The 15,743-nt window shown below is 60.2% G+C and carries 14 protein-coding genes; 7 read left to right on the top strand and 7 right to left on the bottom strand.

Going from position 1 to position 15,743, the window contains the following annotated elements; all coding sequences use genetic code 11:
* Nucleotides 1-17 precede the first annotated feature (17 nt).
* From B0919_RS04065 to B0919_RS04050, 4 genes are all read right to left on the bottom strand, one after another.
* Nucleotides 18-1,517 carry a L,D-transpeptidase family protein gene (locus tag B0919_RS04065; protein WP_139361900.1) on the bottom strand — a complete coding sequence of 500 codons (1,500 nt, stop codon included), beginning with the start codon at nt 1,515-1,517 and terminating at the stop codon, nt 18-20.
* Between the two features lie 84 nt (nt 1,518-1,601).
* Nucleotides 1,602-2,612 carry a 2-hydroxyacid dehydrogenase gene (locus tag B0919_RS04060; RefSeq protein ID WP_078010944.1) on the bottom strand — a complete coding sequence of 337 codons (1,011 nt, stop codon included), beginning with the start codon at nt 2,610-2,612 and terminating at the stop codon, nt 1,602-1,604.
* Between the two features lie 15 nt (nt 2,613-2,627).
* Nucleotides 2,628-3,353: a DUF1003 domain-containing protein gene (locus B0919_RS04055; RefSeq protein WP_078010943.1), complete on the bottom strand. Its 726-nt coding sequence runs from the start codon at nt 3,351-3,353 to the stop codon at nt 2,628-2,630.
* A gap of 18 nt (nt 3,354-3,371) precedes the next feature.
* Complete coding sequence (locus tag B0919_RS04050) at nt 3,372-4,748, bottom strand: MBL fold metallo-hydrolase RNA specificity domain-containing protein (RefSeq protein WP_254846476.1); 1,377 nt, start codon at nt 4,746-4,748, stop codon at nt 3,372-3,374.
* Between the two features lie 350 nt (nt 4,749-5,098).
* Here B0919_RS04050 and B0919_RS04045 point away from each other — a divergent pair, with 350 nt between their 5' ends.
* Together B0919_RS04045 and B0919_RS04040 are read left to right on the top strand one after the other, a co-directional pair.
* Nucleotides 5,099-5,902, top strand: coding sequence for a universal stress protein (locus tag B0919_RS04045; protein WP_176132839.1), 804 nt, complete (start codon nt 5,099-5,101; stop codon nt 5,900-5,902).
* Between the two features lie 31 nt (nt 5,903-5,933).
* On the top strand, nt 5,934-7,091 hold the full coding sequence (locus B0919_RS04040; RefSeq protein WP_078010941.1) for a DUF6544 family protein: 1,158 nt from the start codon (nt 5,934-5,936) through the stop codon (nt 7,089-7,091).
* Here B0919_RS04040 and B0919_RS04035 read toward each other — a convergent pair.
* On the bottom strand, nt 7,033-7,761 hold the full coding sequence (locus tag B0919_RS04035; protein ID WP_078010940.1) for a TIGR00730 family Rossman fold protein: 729 nt from the start codon (nt 7,759-7,761) through the stop codon (nt 7,033-7,035). The two genes, B0919_RS04040 and B0919_RS04035, sit on opposite strands and share 59 nt — an antisense overlap.
* A gap of 373 nt (nt 7,762-8,134) precedes the next feature.
* Here B0919_RS04035 and B0919_RS04030 point away from each other — a divergent pair, with 373 nt between their 5' ends.
* The 3 genes from B0919_RS04030 to B0919_RS24575 all read left to right on the top strand — a co-directional run bounded on the left by B0919_RS04030 (nt 8,135) and on the right by B0919_RS24575 (nt 10,927).
* A complete protein-coding gene (locus B0919_RS04030) occupies nt 8,135-8,341 on the top strand; it encodes a hypothetical protein (protein ID WP_078010939.1) in 207 nt (68 codons plus the stop codon).
* Between the two features lie 53 nt (nt 8,342-8,394).
* On the top strand, nt 8,395-9,591 hold the full coding sequence (locus B0919_RS04025) for a hypothetical protein (RefSeq protein WP_078010938.1): 1,197 nt from the start codon (nt 8,395-8,397) through the stop codon (nt 9,589-9,591).
* A 343-nt stretch (nt 9,592-9,934) separates the two neighbouring features.
* Nucleotides 9,935-10,927, top strand: coding sequence for a hypothetical protein (locus B0919_RS24575; protein WP_139361899.1), 993 nt, complete (start codon nt 9,935-9,937; stop codon nt 10,925-10,927).
* A gap of 193 nt (nt 10,928-11,120) precedes the next feature.
* On the opposite strand, the gene B0919_RS04010 is transcribed toward B0919_RS24575, so the two are convergent.
* Nucleotides 11,121-11,465 carry a helix-turn-helix domain-containing protein gene (locus tag B0919_RS04010; RefSeq protein ID WP_078010935.1) on the bottom strand — a complete coding sequence of 115 codons (345 nt, stop codon included), beginning with the start codon at nt 11,463-11,465 and terminating at the stop codon, nt 11,121-11,123.
* Between the two features lie 418 nt (nt 11,466-11,883).
* Between B0919_RS04010 and B0919_RS24570 the strand changes: the two genes are divergently transcribed.
* Together B0919_RS24570 and B0919_RS04005 are read left to right on the top strand one after the other, a co-directional pair.
* Nucleotides 11,884-12,729: a toxin-antitoxin system YwqK family antitoxin gene (locus B0919_RS24570; RefSeq protein ID WP_217700995.1), complete on the top strand. Its 846-nt coding sequence runs from the start codon at nt 11,884-11,886 to the stop codon at nt 12,727-12,729.
* Nucleotides 12,730-12,734: 5 nt separating this feature from the next.
* Complete coding sequence (locus tag B0919_RS04005) at nt 12,735-13,304, top strand: DUF4339 domain-containing protein (protein WP_176132838.1); 570 nt, start codon at nt 12,735-12,737, stop codon at nt 13,302-13,304.
* Nucleotides 13,305-14,108: 804 nt separating this feature from the next.
* Here the strand turns inward: B0919_RS04005 and B0919_RS04000 are convergent.
* A complete protein-coding gene (locus tag B0919_RS04000; RefSeq protein WP_139361896.1) occupies nt 14,109-15,428 on the bottom strand; it encodes a tyrosine-type recombinase/integrase in 1,320 nt (439 codons plus the stop codon).
* Nucleotides 15,429-15,743: the final 315 nt, after the last annotated feature.

The following is a 15,743-nucleotide window of genomic DNA, read 5'->3' as shown; positions in this document are numbered from 1 at the left end:
GCTGAAGTGAGGGCCATTCAATGACTAATGTCATCCTTCAAGGTGTTATCCATCAGGATTTTGCTGCCAGCAGAGGTGCTGCTGAGCATAGCCTGGCGCAGCGCGTCGTCGCGGTGGTAGATATCCGGGTAAAAGCGCAGCTGCCCCCACTCGGCGTCGCAAGTGGCGTAGCACACGTACAGCGGCATGGGCCGGCGCAACGGCACCTGGCGGGGGCGGGGCTGCCGGGCGCAGGCGGCCTCGTCGGGCAAGCGCACCGGGCTGCCGTCGCGGCGCAGCAGGTACGCCGCCAGTTGCAGGGGCTGCTCCAGCCGGATGCAGCCGTGGCTGAAGGCGCGCTGCGGCTGCTCGAAGTACTGCCGCATGGGCGTGTCGTGCAGATACACCGAATACGGGTTCGGAAATCGAAACACAATGTTGCCCAGGGCGTTGTCGCAGCCCGCCGATTGGCGGATGAGGTAGGGAAATTGCTGCGCGGTGACGGTGGCCCAGTTGATGCGGAGCGGGTCGAGCATGGCTCCTTGCAAGCTGTACAAGGTATAGCCGTTCCGAGCCAGGTAGCCGGGGTCGGCTTTCAGGCGCGGCAGAATTTCCTTAGTGGCTATGGAGCGGGGCACGTGCCAGTCGGGGGCCAGTGTAAACGAGCGGATGGCGCTGCGCAGCGTGGGCGTCGGCGTCGCCGGCTTGCCCACCACCACGCGGTGCCGCCGCACCAGGCTGTCGGCGCGCACCACCAGCAGTTCGTAGGCCGGAATGTTGATCAACACATAATCCGAATCAACAATGGCCTGCCAGCGCCAGCGTTCCAGGTTCAGCGCCGCCTGGGCGTAGCGATGCGGAGCGCCGGCGGAAGCCGCCGAGTCGGGTTGCTGCAGCCAGCGGGCCAGCGCCTGCTGCAACTGCCGGTAGGCGCGGTGCTGCGGCTGGCAAGCCAGCACTGCGGCGGCGACGCGGTTGGCAGCCAGCACGGGCCGCAGCCGCTCCGCCGCGCGAAACGCGCGCCCCGTAGCCTGCTCCTGCGGCGACGCCGTGTAGGGATGCAGCCGGCCGCGGTGCAGGTCGCGCATCAGCGTGAGCACCGCGTCGCTTAAGGCCACGTCGAAGCGCGCCTGCCGGGAGGCCTGAGCGGAATCGGCCGAGGAAACCGCCAAGGAGTCGCGCAGCGCCCGTAGCGCCGCTACGCCGTAATAAGCAGGTTGCAGCCCAAAGGACGGGGCATTACGGAGCAGACGGAGCACCGTGTCGGCGGCGGGCGTGGGTTGGCCATCCGGCCGCGTCCACTGCGCCGCGGGTGCGGGGCCATACAAGGCCAGCACTTCCGCCCGGCTCTGCAAAGACAGGGCGGGCGCACCAACCCGGGCCGCGCTGTCGGGCAGCAGCAGGGCGCGCAACCGGTAGGCTACCGGATCGGCCTGGGGCACTGGATCCGCCGGGAAGCGGCCGCCAGAAACCTGCTCGGTGCAGGGATGCGCCAGCAGGAGCAAGACCAGCGTCAGAAAACAAGCAGCGGCACTCATGGCGTTGATGGCTAGCGCACGGTTTGGGGCTGGCACCCAGCGGAGTGTTGTTGCCCGCAGCGGAGTAAAGGGGAATTGCAACGCCTACTGCAGCGCCACGGCCGCCGGGTGTAGTTCGTGCGCGGCGGCCACGCCCCGGTCCCAGGCGTTGAGGGTGTCGACCGTCGTCGTGGCAATGCCGGTCAGCGCCTCCCGCGTTAGAAAGGCTTGGTGGCCGGTCACCAGTACGTTGGGCTGAGCCAGCAGCTCGTCGAGCAGCGGATCGGTGGCTGGCTCCCGGGAATGGTCCTGGAAAAAAAGGCCTTTTTCGTGCTCGTACACGTCCAGGCCCAGGTAGCCCAGCGGCCCTGCGCGCAGCGCAGCCAAGGCGGCTTTGGTATCAAGCACGGCGCCGCGGCCGATATTGATAAGCATCACGCCGGGCTTCATCCGGGCCAGGCGCTCGGCGTTGATCAGGTGCCGGGTTTGCGAGGTCAGCGGGGCGTGCAGCGAAATGATGTCGGCCTGGGCACACAGCTCGTCAAGCGGCACGTAGCGCACGCCGTAGCGCCGCACCAGCTGCGGGTTGGGCTGCACGTCGTAGCCCAGCAGGCGGCAGCCAAAGCCGTGCAGGATGCCGGCCAGTACCCCGCCGGTGCGCCCGCAGCCGATGATACCCACCGTCTTGCCGTGCAGGTCGAAGCCTACCAGGTTGTCGAGGCAGAAGTTGTAGTCGCGCAGCTGCTGGTCGGCCTGGCGCAGGCGACGGCTAAGGGCCAGCATCAGGGCCACGGCGTGCTCGGCAATGGCGTAGGGCGAGTACTCGGGCACGTGGGCCACGCGCAGGCCCAGCCGGGCGGCGGCCGCGAGGTCGACGTTGTCGTGGCCGGTGGCCCGCACGGCCAGGTAACGCACGCCCAGCGCGGCCAGGCGCTCGAGCACAGGCGCCGAGGCGTCGTCGCTGGTGAACATGGCCACGGCCGGGCTGCCGTGGGCTAGCGGGGCCGTTTCCAGGCTGAGCCGGTCGGCGACGAAGCGCAGCTGGTGCTGATGCCCGGCCGCCGTGGTCAGAAGCGGCTGCTCGAAGGCGTGGGCGCTGTATAGGGTGACGTGCATACCGTTGGGGGCGGATTAAGTGGCCGCACGGGGCGCTTCCACGCGTTCCAGAATGTCATTCATCATGTCCACCTGAATACGCTGTATTTCGAGCAGGTCCTGCTGCTGGTGCAAGAGCAGGTGGTCGAGCTTTTCGTGCAGCATGCGGATTTCCAGCTCCGACTTCAGGTTGATCATGTAGTCCTTCTTGGCCCGCTGCCGGTCCTTGTCTTCCTGCCGGTTCTGGCTCATCATGATGATGGGCGCCTGCAGCGCGGCCAGGCAGGAGAGCAGCAGGTTCAGCAGGATGAAGGGGTAGGGGTCAAAGCCGCGGTTGCCCAGCCACCAGGCGTTCAGCGTTATCCACGTCAGCAGCACGCCACCGAAGCAGAGAATAAAGGTCCAGCTGCCGCCGAACGCGGCCACGCCATCGGCCAGCCGTTGGCCCCGGGTAAGCGGTCCGGCGTCTTCCTCCAGTTTGTCGGACAGCGTGCTGTGGTCCTGTAGGTGGTCGAGCACGGTCTGCTCCAGTTCCGTCAGGTCGCCGACCTCACGCAGCAGGTAGTTCTGCAGGTACTGGCGGCGAAACCGGTTCAGCTCGCTCACGGCCAGCGCGTCCTCGGGCCCGACGTGCGGATACTGCTGCTGAATCAGGGCCAGCAGCGCGGGGCGCACCGTGCGGGCGTTTACCCGCTCGCTTAGGGGAAACTCCCGCCCCGAGCAGGCAGAGGTAAACGTAGCCGGAAAGGAAGCAGCAGGCATAAGGCGGCCAAAAGCAGGCTAAATACCGGTGAACAGGACGTCGGACTCCCCGTATTCCGGTACCGTCACGTTGGGCCAATGCCGCTCCTGGCGCAGGGTCTGGGCCAGGCTGGCCGCCGCGGCCGGCTCGCCGTGCACCACGAACGTGCGCTTGGGCGCCTGCGCAAAGCCTTGCAGCCAGCGCAGCAGCTCCGCGCGGTCGGCGTGGGCCGAAAAGCCGTCGAGCTCGGCCACGTGGCAGCGCACCGGCACCCACTCGCCAAACATCTTGATGGGGTTTTCGCCGTCCTGCAGGCGGCGCCCGCGGGTGCCCTCGGCCTGGTAGCCCACCAGCAGCACGGTGTCCTGAGCCCGGGGCAAGCGGTGGTGCAGGTGGTGCACGATGCGCCCGCCGGTGCACATGCCGCTGGCCGAGATGATAATGGCCGGCCCCGGCAGTCGGTTCAGGGCCTTGGACTGCTGCTGATCCGTGACGAACGTAAGCCCGTCGAAGTGGAAGGGATTGTCGCGGCCCAGGCGGTGGGCGCTGGGATGGTCGCCGAACAGGTGCGTGACCCGAATGCCCATGGGGCTGTCGACGTACACCGGCACTTGGGGTACCCTTTCTTGGCGGCGCAGCTCGCGCAGGTGGTAGAGCAACGTCTGGGTGCGGCCCACGGCGAAGGCGGCCATCAGTAGCACCCCGCCCCGGTCCACGGCCTCGGTCACGAGGCGGGCCAGCTCGGCTTCCGGGTCGGCCAAGCGCGTGTTCCGGTCGCCGTAGGTGGATTCGACCAGCAGCACATCGGCCTCGCGGATGGGCGCCGGGTCGTGCATGACCGGGTTGTCGTAGCGGCCCAAGTCGCCCGAAAACACCAGCTTCTTGGTTTGCCGGGTGCCGCGCAGCTCCAGCTCGACGATGGCCGACCCCAGGATGTGACCCGCGTCGCGGAAGCACACCTGCACGTGCGGGGCCAGCTTGACAGGCGCGCCGTAGGGCACGGAGTGAACCAGTTCCAGCACCCGCTCGGCGTCGGCGACGGTGTAGAGGGGCTGGGCCGGGTGGTGCTTGGAATAGCCCTCGGCGTTGGCAAACGCGGCTTCCTCTTCCTGCAGCTTAGCCGAGTCCACGAGCAGGATGCGCAGCAAATCGGCGGTGGCCTCGGTGCAGTAGATGGGGCCCCGAAAGCCGTCCTTGACCAGCTTGGGCAGGTAGCCGCTGTGGTCGATGTGGGCGTGGGTCAGCACCACCAGGTCCAGGTCGGCCGCGTCGAGGGGCAGCTCTTCCCAGTTGCGCCGGCGCAGTTCTTTCAAGCCCTGGAACAAGCCGCAGTCCACCAGCAGCCGCTGCTGCCGGGGGCCACTCGTGAGCGTGAGCAGGTACTTGGAGCCCGTTACGCAGCGGGCAGCTCCCAAAAACGTCAGGCTGACATCCAGGCCGTAAACCGCGGGCTCACTATCACTTGCCTCCCCTGGCTGCCCAGCTGGCGAAACGGCTGGCAGCGGGGCAGCTGCGGCACCTAACGGTTGGGCGAAGCGTCCGGCGACAGGCGACAAGGGGGCGGGCGGGCGGAGCAGAACAGGCATAGCGGACCGGAAAAGGGTAGCGAAAGGCGGCACGGAGCAGCCACGGGCACCGCAAGTATACCGGCCTCGATGCGGAAAAAAGATGACATAAATCACTGCCCGAAGAGACGTTTGCAATGGTCCAAGGCAGCAAACCTGCGGTACTTGGCGGCCGGTCGTCTCCTGCGGCCGCTGCCGGTATGCCCCTCTCGCTCATCGTTCTGACTGACTTCTTCCCGGCCGCCCACCGGGCCCTGGCGTACGCGGCCCAGCTGCTTGCCCCCCTGCGCGCCCGCTTGGTGCTGCTGCACGTGCGGCCGAGGCCCGACACCGGGCAGCCGGCCGTCACCAACCTCAGCCCGGAGGCTGTAGCCTTGGCCCTGGGCTGCCTGAGCGACGAGTTAGCCGTGCCGGTGGTGGCCGAGGTGGGCGCGGGCTCCCTGCCCGAAGCCGCTGCCGATGCCGTGCGCCGGCACCACCCGGCCCTGTTGGTGCTGGGCCGAAATGCCAACAGCCCGTTGCCCGACGAAGCACTGGCCGATGCCGCCGGTGCGCTGCTGCGGGCGGCGCCGTGTCCCTTGCTGGTCGTGCCCGCTGCCGCCGGGCCGGCGCCGCTGCGTCGCTTGCTGCTGGCCGTCGACGCCGAGCCGTTTTCCTTAGGCGAGCATGCCGGCACGGCGCGGCAACTGCTCCATGCGCTGCACGCCGACCTGACGCTCTGGCACTGCGCCCCAACGGCTCCGGCGGAAGTCACCATGTTCGCCGACTCGGTCCTGCGCACCGGTCTGACCATCGACCTGCCGCCCGTGCGCACCTGCTTCGTGACGGCCGGAGACCCGGCCGCTGCCCTGCTGGCCGCCTTGTCGTCAGGAGCATACGACGCCGTGGCGCTGGTGGCCCGGCCGCGCAGCGTGTGGGGCCGGCTGTTCCACCGCAGCGTTACGGCGCAGGTGCTGCGCCGCAGCCCCGTGCCAGTACTCGTGTTGCCGGCTGTAGACTCCTGAAAATTCCTTCCTCACTTTTCACTTTACTGACATGGTACGCTGGTTGCTGAGCGCCGTGCTGCTGCTGCACGCCCTGATTCACCTGCTGGGCTTGCGCTTCGTGCGCCTGCCCGCCGCGCTTACGGGCGTGGAACTGCCCGCCGGCTGGGCACTGGCGGCGTTGCTGTTGGGCACTAGTGGGGTAGGGCTGGCGCTGCACAGGTCTTGGTGGTGGGCCCCCGCGACCCTGGGCCTGCTGCTCTCCCAGGGCCTGATTGTCCTGCACTGGTCACAGGCCTGGGCGGGCACCATTATCAACGTGGGCCTGGCCCTGAGCATTGCGGTAGCCGCAGCACAAACCGCGGCCGCTCGCCGGGTGCGGGACGAGGCGCAAGCCCTGGCCGCTACGGCGGCGCCAACCCCTATTACCGCCGAGCGGTTGGCCCGGCTCCCGGCGGCGGCCCAACGGTACCTGGCCTACGCGGGAGTTAAGGGCAATACGCCCGTACCCGCCGCCGTGTCGTTGCGCCAGACGGGTCGCATCCGCACCGGCCCCAACCAACCCTGGCTGGCCATGGAGGCCGAGCAGCACTTTGCCGTCCGCCCGGCCAGCTTTCTGTGGCTGGCGACGATGCAGTGGTCGGGCGTGCCCTTTTTGCAGGTGCAGGACCGCTACGCGGCCGGCCACGGCCGCAGCCAGGTGCGCGCGGGCGCTTTGTTGCCCCTGGGCAGCAGCCAAGGGCCGGAAATGGACCTGGGTGCCCTGCAGCGCTACCTGGCCGAAGCCGTGTGGTTCCCGGCGGCTTACGTGCAGGACAACGTTCACCTGACCGCCGCGGGTGACCACGCCTTTACCGCCACGTTGGCGGGGGCTGACCCGCGCGCCGCCGTGACCCTGCACGTGGACGACGCGGGCAAGCTGACCGAAATCACCGCCCGCCGTTACCGCGAGGTGGCGGGCGCGTTCGAACTGGCCGACTGGTCGGTGCAGCCGCTGGCCTACGGCACTTTGGAGGGCCTGCGCATGCCCACGGCGTGTCGCGTGGTGTGGCGCTTGCCAGCCGGCGATTTTGCGCCCATTCTCTTAACCGTCACGGAACTGCAGTACCAGTGGCGTTCCACCGCCGGGCAGTCCGCGCCGCGCGTAGCCCTTACTCCCGTAACCACCACCAACGGCGCGGCGCACGCGGCGTGGCCAGCTGGTATTTGACCACGGCATGCTGCTCGATGTGGGCCAGGGCCTCGTCGACGGAATCCGTGTAGGTCAGCAGGTGCAGGTCCGTTGGGGCGACCATTCCGGCCTCCCCCATGCGGGTCAGTAATTCTAGAAGCGGCTGCCAGTAGGCACGGCCCACGACCACCACCGGAAAATCCAGGATTTTGCGGGTTTGGATAAGGGTCAGGGCCTCAAACAGCTCGTCCAGCGTACCAATGCCACCGGGCATGATGACGAAGGCGTAGGAGTATTTGACCAGCAGCACCTTGCGTACGAAGAAATACCGGCACAGCAGCCAACGGTCCAGGTAGGCATTGGGCTGCTGCTCCTGGGGCAGCACGATGTTGCAGCCCACGGAAGGGCCGCCGGCCTCGCGGGCACCGCGGTTGGCCGCTTCCATGATACCCGGCCCACCACCGGTCAGCACCGTGAAGCCCTGGCGGCTGAGCCCAGCGCCCAGTTGCCGGGCCTGCTCGTAATACGGCGAGTCTTCCCGGACCCGCGCCGAGCCGAACACGGATACGCAGGGCCCGACGAAATGCAAGGCGCGAAAGCCGCGCAGAAACTCCCGCAATACCGTCCACAGAAAGCGCAGCTCACTGCGCCGACTGCGCGGTCCGGCCAGGAACCGACGTTCGGCGGCAATGGCATGGGCTATTGGCATTGGATTGTTGTACGCGGTGAAGTACGGTCTGGTATACTTCTACCATGTGGGGAAAAAGTGATACGGCATAAGGGAGGGGCTGGCTGACCCCCTGTTGGAGCGAAGCTCCTACATCGTATCACTTTTCGAAAAGCCGCACTCTAACTCTACTACGGCACCCAACGAAGCTGGCAGTGAAGAAAAGGGGAGGGATAAGTTCTGGCCCGAAGATGTGCCATAACGGCTTCTCCACCAAGCCAACGTTGGCTGGCTCCGACTGCTACCCGAAGGCAGGATGAATTTGCCGCTGCTTTATGACGGGAGCAGAGTAGAAAAAGAAGAAAAACGGAATTAGGACCGTGATACATACTTTACAAACCAATCCATTCGCTCCATGGCTTACCAGCCCACCACCTCCCAGCAGCTCGTCAGTGCCAAGCTTCGTGCTGGCACCCGAGCAAAAGTTGCTCTGCTGAAAAAGCTCTACGGGACCCGCAGCGAATACGATGTGCTCAAGTTAATCGTGGACGAGCATTTCGCTGCTCACCTGGACCGTTTGTCTGCTCTAGCTCAGCTACTGCAGATTGAACTCCCGGCCTGAGAGGCGCTGTGGTATATGTCCTCTAGGGATAAAAAAAGAATGCTGATGAAGACGTGCGCACGTTATATGCCCTGCGCGGCATTTGTTTCGCTACCCTGCTCGAACAGGATGGGTTTTCCCGCACCTACGTTAAGAATAGCACTTGGCGGTACTACTACGTATTGACCAAGCTGCTTTTCAAATCCGTCATTTACCGCGGTGGCAAAGGGGGATGGGTCACTATCAGTGTCGAGAAATTGAGCGTGGTCCTGGGCAACACCAAGATCAAGAACGACAAGCTGGGTATCAATGCCCGTCGACGATTTGCCAACCAAGTGATAGATGACCTGGTCCGCTGGAACATTCTGCTCAAGCACAACTTGGTCGAACCTCGCAAGGATAAATCCACTGGCGCATTCATGGTCAATGATCAGGGCCAGCAACTCTGGCAGACCCACGTTGCGCTCAAGCTCAAGGACGAGGTGCTGGTGCGTGGTTGGCACAAGGCCCAGGTGCAAGTAGACTCTGCTCGCATTCAGCTCAAGACGGAGCAAGACCGTACGCCGCTCGAAGGCGTTTACTTCCAGATTCAACGATACCTGCCGTCCATCACTATTGATCTGGGGGCAGCCCGCGCTTACACCGACTGGGCGTACGAGACGCGGCTTCCATTACGAGACAAACAGCGCGGCTACGTTCGGCAAACCGGGCGCCGCATGGGGGCAATGGAGCATTCCTACTGGCACCAGTGCCTGGATACCATCGAAGCAGGAGATTATAAACTTCAGCCACCCCATCCCGATACCGGGCGTCACATGACCGTGTTCAGCAACCTGCCTCGGGAGCTGCGCCCGTTTCTGCGGATCAATGGTCAGCCTCTGGTTGAGCTTGATATCAAGAACAGCCAGCCGCTGCTTTTTAGCTATTTGCTTCGGCAGGAATACGCCAACCAAGAGCTACCTGCGGACTTGACGAAGTTTATTCAACAGGTAGAAGCTGGATCCTTTTACAAGGTCGTAGCCGAGCTGCTGCAAGCAGCAGAAGTGGACATCCCCGACGACGCAGACTATTTCAAGATCAGCTTCTTCGCCCGGATTTTCTTCTCCACAGAGTCCGTGAACTACAAGTGGCGCCAGGTCTTTGCTCAGCACTACCATCAGCGGGGGCATCACTACCGCCAAAGCTGGCAACTACAAGGCTCTGTCTCGTCGACTGATGTGGGAAGAATCGCAGTTAATCGTGCGCACCGTTTGCGCCCGGCTCTACGCTGAAGGTTGTAACGAAATCATAAGCCTGCACGACGCCATCTACTGTCCCGCAGACCAGGTAGACCATGTGTACTCAACTATCATGGACGAGTACCGGCAGCGTAGCATGACTCCCCAGGTGAAAATCAAGGTCTTGGTCGAGCCCATTATCGCTGACCTTTGCCCAGCGCGGTGAAGCTCTTGGAAAGCAAAGGGAATAGGCAGGTCGTGAGGGTGGGCGAAAAAAAACGTCAGTCGAAAAAAAATTGCGTTACCGCCAACCCTCGTTGAACCAATCGATACAAGGGCTGAATCAACCACGGAGCGGGGCAACGAAGCCCTTCTTCAGTGCACGACCCCTCAACCTATGTCGTTCCTCGCAACGAACCTCCGCTTGGTCAAGACCCTCCTCACTTTTCTGGAAGGAAGACCATCAAATGAACATTATCGTCAACTTAGCTACATGCGGGCAAGACTCTACCGAAACAAGGTAGAATTGTCAATTTGTACCGATGATCGGTTTATGTTGAAGTACTACTTACTGGATGGTGTACCTGGCTGCTCGTTTGCTGGAGACGCCGCTAGCACCTTTTGGCAGTTGATTTGCAAAGTCAATGGTTTTCAATACCATGATAGGCTTTCTGATTTCAAATGTGATATTTCTGCACTGCCGCCTTATATACAACAGTATTTATGCAGTGGCCAGTACATAGAGGTTGTGCTTGCAGCCCCACACCTGGATAACTTTGAAAAGCTGCTGAAAAAGCATCATCGGCTTTTGTCATTGCTGGTAGAACCCACTTCGTTGGCCCCCGCCAAGATCCCGCATGATCAGCTGAGGCTTGGCAAATTATTCCAGTTGGCATTGGAATATCAAAACATGCGCAATTTCAATATCTGCCAGCAGGTACGTGCCAGCCTGCATTGCGAGGACTCACTTCACTTGGTTCGAAACCGTAGCTTGTTCAGACCAGCCATGAGGACTAACGCTCTGAATAAGAGTAAATATTTCGATGATACCGACACGGTGTCCGAAATCACCTCTTTGAAGTTCAGTCCGATATCCTTCGCAGGCTTGTGGGTGGATGTGCGAATCAAGCCCTTGGTTCCAGGCCTACGAGTTGCCTTGGCCTATGATGACGAGCGGGTACCAGATGCACGCAATAGTGTAGAGCGAGTGCGCTATGACACCATTGATGCACTCATGTACTTTGGCGTCAGGCATCACTTTGTTCTGCACGAAGACATGCGAACGTGGGTTGCAACGGTCGGCACAGCTCATTCTGCTGAACCGCACCGGGTATTCATCTCTGCTGAAGTAATTGACGAATACATTTGGCAGGCAATAAGCAACGTATAGTTCCGGTGGTGCCAAGTGCGTCCAGGAACCCACTTGGAAATCGAGTGTGGCTTCTGGACGCACTCGTGTTTCTCCTCGGCGAGCTTCAGAGATGTGCCCGCAGATGCTTGGTCATTGAAGTTGGGTAGAAGCCAAGCAGTGATGGTTCGGCCCTACGTACATCGAGACTAAGAATAAGCGTTGATCTGCCGGGCTATGCTGGTGGCTCGGCAGGCAATTGGGTGAACTCCGGGATATTAAGCAGTTCTGGAATAGGTAATCGTAATGCGATACCCAATGAAACTAGCACATCGAGGGTAGGGCTGTTTTTTCCATACTCAATTACCTGCAGCATTGGGCGGCTGATCCCAGCTTCATTTGCCAGGGCCTCCTGGGTCATGTTGCGCATCACCCGAAGTTGGCGTAGGTGCGCCCCAAAAGCAATAATGGCAGCCGGGTTTTTCAAGCCCGCAACTTCTTGCGGCGTCAGAATTTGTAGCGCATAATATATTATGCATTTGTGCCGTTTGGTAACTTTGCCAAGCTGTACGAAGGCCATGCTGGGTCGAGGCCGTGCGGCTGTGTTGCCAACCTGAAACCCCGTGGTTAGTGCTTCCCACTTCCTCGCCTGACTGCTTGTCTGTCCTAACAACCGAGTCAACTCACCACGGACACGTGCTACTGCAAAGGCTGTTGTTGAACAGCTCGTATTATCCGGCCACCGGGTCTGATGTGTATAGCATCAAGCTGCGGAGTCGGTGCAGGGAGCGTGCCGTTTTACTGCGTGTATGGCAGCCGACACTGCATTGCCGGGATAAACGTTGCCTTGTGCCGGGTTTCTCTCTGCCGCAAAATGGCTCTGTCCTGTACGGTGTGTACCCGAACCGTGCAGGCTATAATACTTTCCAACGCGGGGCCAGGATAGGCATTAGACATTCGATTGCCCGGGGGCTGGGTGGGTAATGGGATTATTTCTGTTGTTCGCGCAGCACGATATCTGCGCCCAGGCCGTACAGCGGATTGTGAAGTGGTACAATCCACGCACAAAGGCAGAAAAGCAATCGGAGTATACTCTGCGCAATAACCTGCTCGACGGGTACTACCAAGTCTATTATCGCTCCGGCGCTGTTGAAGCTCGTTACGAAACGTCCCGGGGCAAGTACCACGGGCGCTACCAACACTACCTGCCAAACGGAACGCTAGAAACAACCGGGTACTACAGCCAGGGACGCAAGCACGGAATCTGGACTACTTCCTATGGCTCTACGGGAGCTGTGCAGAAGGAGGTTTTTGACTCCGGTCAACCTGTGAGTGTGCATTGGTATCGACACGGGCGGCTGGAGCAGGCATTGACTTACCACCCGACACCAAGCCACCGGACCGTAAAGCAATACTACTACCGCCCAGATGCCTCGGCATTTGCTACGCAGGGGGAGGTAGCATCTGACAATACACAATTTCGTGGTAGCATAGGACTGAAGTTGGGTGCACGCGTCATTGATGCGAGCGGCGCTGTATCTGGTCAATACGAACCGTATCCGGCGTTATGCCCAGCGGTGGTCATGCAGTTTGTGGACCCGCGGGTATATCGGAATGTAGTACTGGCCGCGCTGAACTATTGCCAGCGTCATCCAGAAGCACCGCGACCCTCGCGGGTCTTATTGTACGGAGCAGGCGACCGTACGCAAGGCACATTCGCGCAAATCGAATGGGTGGAACTATGGGATGATACGCGCTTGATCGGTCGTACCTACTACCGCGATTGGCTAAGCAAAATGGTATGGCAGGATGCGTATTACACTGCATTCTCCAACGCGGAATGACGGGTATGAAGCTGTTTTACTACGTTCAAGAAGGAAGAGCCTGTGGGCCGGCTACGACGAAGGAACTGCAACGGTTAGGCATTACACCCGGCACGCTGGTTTGGGCCGAGGGAATGACCAATTGGGTTCCGGCTGGAGCTCTACCAGAGCTGCGCATCGTTTTCCTGGCATTGTCCCCTGCTGTTTCGCCGAGTCCGGTACTGGCTGTGCCCGCACCAGCTTCTGTGACGAAAAATACACGCAGCATTGGTGGCCAGGTGCTAAAAGCTGCAATAAAGGTGCTGGTAGTAATTATACTGGCACGAGGAATCGAGGTGGCGTGTCGAAGATTACTGGACGATGATCCATCAGTAACACAAGCACAGACTACCAAAGTCTTGGAGCTGCCTGTTCGGCCGCCGTCTATCAGTAGTCCTGCTGGTGACGCAGCGCCTGGCCCCGAAGAGGTAGCGGGAGCTACTCCAGCAGCAAACAGCTCTGCCGAGCCAAATCAGGATGATATGCCTGCGTTCCTGCCTGAACAAGAGTCTGCAAAGCCCATGGAAGATGACGGTTTTGATGATTATGCTCCTTGATGGCCCAAAAGATTCAATGGGGCACTTCAACATCACTATTTAACCCTTGTAACATGCCAGGACCAGCTGCTCGTGCGTTTATCATTACTTGTGCCCTCTGCGGGTGGCCGTCGTCTATTTTACTTGGGCAGGATACTGATTCAGGGGTGCCGCCTCGGAAAATGGAGCAACGTCACGGCTGGCCACCAGCAACTCTGCTGCAGGTGGATGAAGGCGAAATTGATTATCTGGTATTGGACTTACCGCTGGCTGACAACGACGCAAGTACGACGTACGCGCAGGGGGCGTCATTGACACTGGTTACCAAGAGTGGAACACACTCCGGCGCACTGGTACGCGAGATGCTGGCATTACACCCCCAAGGTAATCAACGCCCAGGAGTTAGCTTACAGCTATATGTTGTGGCAAATGCTTTTCCTGACCAGGTGCTTTCTACTCTAAATCAGCCGCGAGGGGTAACGGTACTATTGACGAGTGCTGAAGGGAAGACGCGAAGCTTTGCTACCGACGCGCGTACGCTCATGATCAGCATGATGCCCGTTATAAGCGGACGTTAATCTGCGGTGTGAAAATATCATTGTGGTATCCTGTATCTACTCTTCTTCGAGAGTAAGTGAAGTTTAGCAATGCAATGTGATACTTCACGCTTTGGCCCATCCGGTACTGAAGCAAGTTACCTACATGAGTGTTTCCAGGTCACAGAGCAGTACTAGCCTTGAACAGGTTGAGGCAAGTATTCCTCGGAAGACTCACCGAAAACAGTGTCCATGGCTTTACGCTGATTCATAGCGCCGGCGTAGCTAGTCAGCACTGATCCATTCGTGAATGCCCAAGCCACTCCTTTAAAACCGCTGGATTTACCTTGGCTTCCAAAGCAAAAGAGGCGAAAGTGCGGCGTCCCCAATGGGCAGAAATCACCTCGTGAAGCGGGCGATACTTCCCATCTTTGAGTATCGGCCGTTCCAATTTCGCGAGTTTGGCAACCTCTTTAATTTCCCGTGAGAAGTAGCTGTACGTGAAGGTTGGCAGTTGGTAGTTGCGCCGTTTTAGCAACTGCTTCGCAGCAGGTGCCAGGGGTATAGTTACATCCGTTCCAGTTTTTTGGGTAGTCAGGACAATTTCATCATTGATAATTGCCCGGTGAGCGAGTTTCGCGTCGCTGATGCGGAGCCCGGTAAAGACCATCAGTACCATCATATCCCGCACGTCTTCCAGGGTGCGAGTGGGCAATTGCACGTTACAAAGCTGTTCCAGTTCTACCGGCGTCAAAAAAGTGGGCCTGCGGATGCGAAACTTCACGCCGTGGCGATACTCTTTCAATTCGTCAGCGTGATCCAACTCATAATTCTTCGCACTCCAGCGCGCAAATTTGGTGAACTTGAGTAGGTAGCTCTTGATGGAGCTGGGTTTCACGTGACGACTTTGGAGCCACGCTTTGAACTCGTCAATCACGGCTACATTACAGTCGCCTATCTGTAGGCCAGGACGCCAAACGCCCAGTAACCGGTGCACCGTCTCGTAAATGCGTGCAGTTGCTGGTTTGAGTACCTCGGTGCCTGGTAACCGCTGAACCGGTGTGCCCTCTTCAGCCATCAACGCTGCGCGTTTCGCGTAGCCCCCAATCGAGAGGATATAGCCATCCATTTCTTTGCTAACGAGCAAGCTACGACCCGACCCGTGGAGGCGGTGCCAGCGTCGTATCTGAGCCCGCTTTGCTTCTACCTTCTGCAGCAACTCCTGCAACTCGACTTCCATTTTCTCCAATCGATTGCCACGCGCCACGTCAAGCTTCTCCAGTAGGGTTGGCAAATTCTTGGCAATTTCCCGTACCTCAACGACGGCTTGTTCTAACGCTGCTGCAGTAGGCTGTTGCTGCTGATCCGCAATCCGGCGCAGTGCCTGCTCCAATTCCCGCCTCCGGCTACTGATTGTCTCGTTGTGTTCGCTCGCTAGTGGATGCGAGTCGCGCACCTGCTCTCGCTTTTCGTTCCATTCCTTTTCTGTAAGTGAAAAACCCAGGCTTTTGAGATAGTCGCTCCCTTTGTGGGTATGCTTGATGGCAACCGGGCACTCCCCACGCTGATTCATCTTTCCGCGGCGTAGAACAATGCTAATCTTAGACATTATCAAGGCTCGAGCAGTTATGTTTCCTGCCGCTGATACCCAAGGTACGCATCCGATTCCGGGGTAATAAATGGGTCTCAAAATTCAAAGGTAATCCACTGTGAAAGTGCTTAAATTGTGGTTTTTGTGTTTGTTATATTTCTCGCCGGGGAAGACAACCAAGTTGAGCGGAAAGAGGGGCAGCAGGCGCATACAGGCTCGAAAAGCAGTGGGCAAACGCAGAACGCCGTCGACTGCGGGGCGGGCATGCTCCGGAAGTACTTGGTGGAAGGCGCGGCTCAGCAAAGTATAACTTTTGTCTTGGCCGTGCGGCAA

The organism is Hymenobacter sp. CRA2 (assembly GCF_002007105.1).
GTDB lineage: Bacteria > Bacteroidota > Bacteroidia > Cytophagales > Hymenobacteraceae > Solirubrum.
The sequence above is the reverse complement of the archived record's forward strand: the minus strand, read 5'-3'. Positions and strand labels throughout refer to the sequence as shown.

Bases quoted from the DNA above. Each gene is read 5' to 3' on its own strand.
- B0919_RS04040 (WP_078010941.1), top strand. From the start codon at position 5,934: ATGGTACGCTGGTTGCTGAGCGCCGTGCTGCTGCTGCACGCCCTGATT.
- B0919_RS04005 (WP_176132838.1), top strand. From the start codon at position 12,735: ATGAAGCTGTTTTACTACGTTCAAGAAGGAAGAGCCTGTGGGCCGGCT.
- B0919_RS04045 (WP_176132839.1), top strand. From the start codon at position 5,099: ATGCCCCTCTCGCTCATCGTTCTGACTGACTTCTTCCCGGCCGCCCAC.
- B0919_RS04000 (WP_139361896.1), bottom strand. From the start codon at position 15,428: ATGTCTAAGATTAGCATTGTTCTACGCCGCGGAAAGATGAATCAGCGT.
- B0919_RS04030 (WP_078010939.1), top strand. From the start codon at position 8,135: ATGGCTTACCAGCCCACCACCTCCCAGCAGCTCGTCAGTGCCAAGCTT.
- B0919_RS24575 (WP_139361899.1), top strand. From the start codon at position 9,935: ATGTCGTTCCTCGCAACGAACCTCCGCTTGGTCAAGACCCTCCTCACT.
- B0919_RS04035 (WP_078010940.1), bottom strand. From the start codon at position 7,761: ATGCCAATAGCCCATGCCATTGCCGCCGAACGTCGGTTCCTGGCCGGA.
- B0919_RS04060 (WP_078010944.1), bottom strand. From the start codon at position 2,612: ATGCACGTCACCCTATACAGCGCCCACGCCTTCGAGCAGCCGCTTCTG.
- B0919_RS04065 (WP_139361900.1), bottom strand. From the start codon at position 1,517: ATGAGTGCCGCTGCTTGTTTTCTGACGCTGGTCTTGCTCCTGCTGGCG.
- B0919_RS04010 (WP_078010935.1), bottom strand. From the start codon at position 11,465: ATGGCCTTCGTACAGCTTGGCAAAGTTACCAAACGGCACAAATGCATA.
- B0919_RS04055 (WP_078010943.1), bottom strand. From the start codon at position 3,353: ATGCCTGCTGCTTCCTTTCCGGCTACGTTTACCTCTGCCTGCTCGGGG.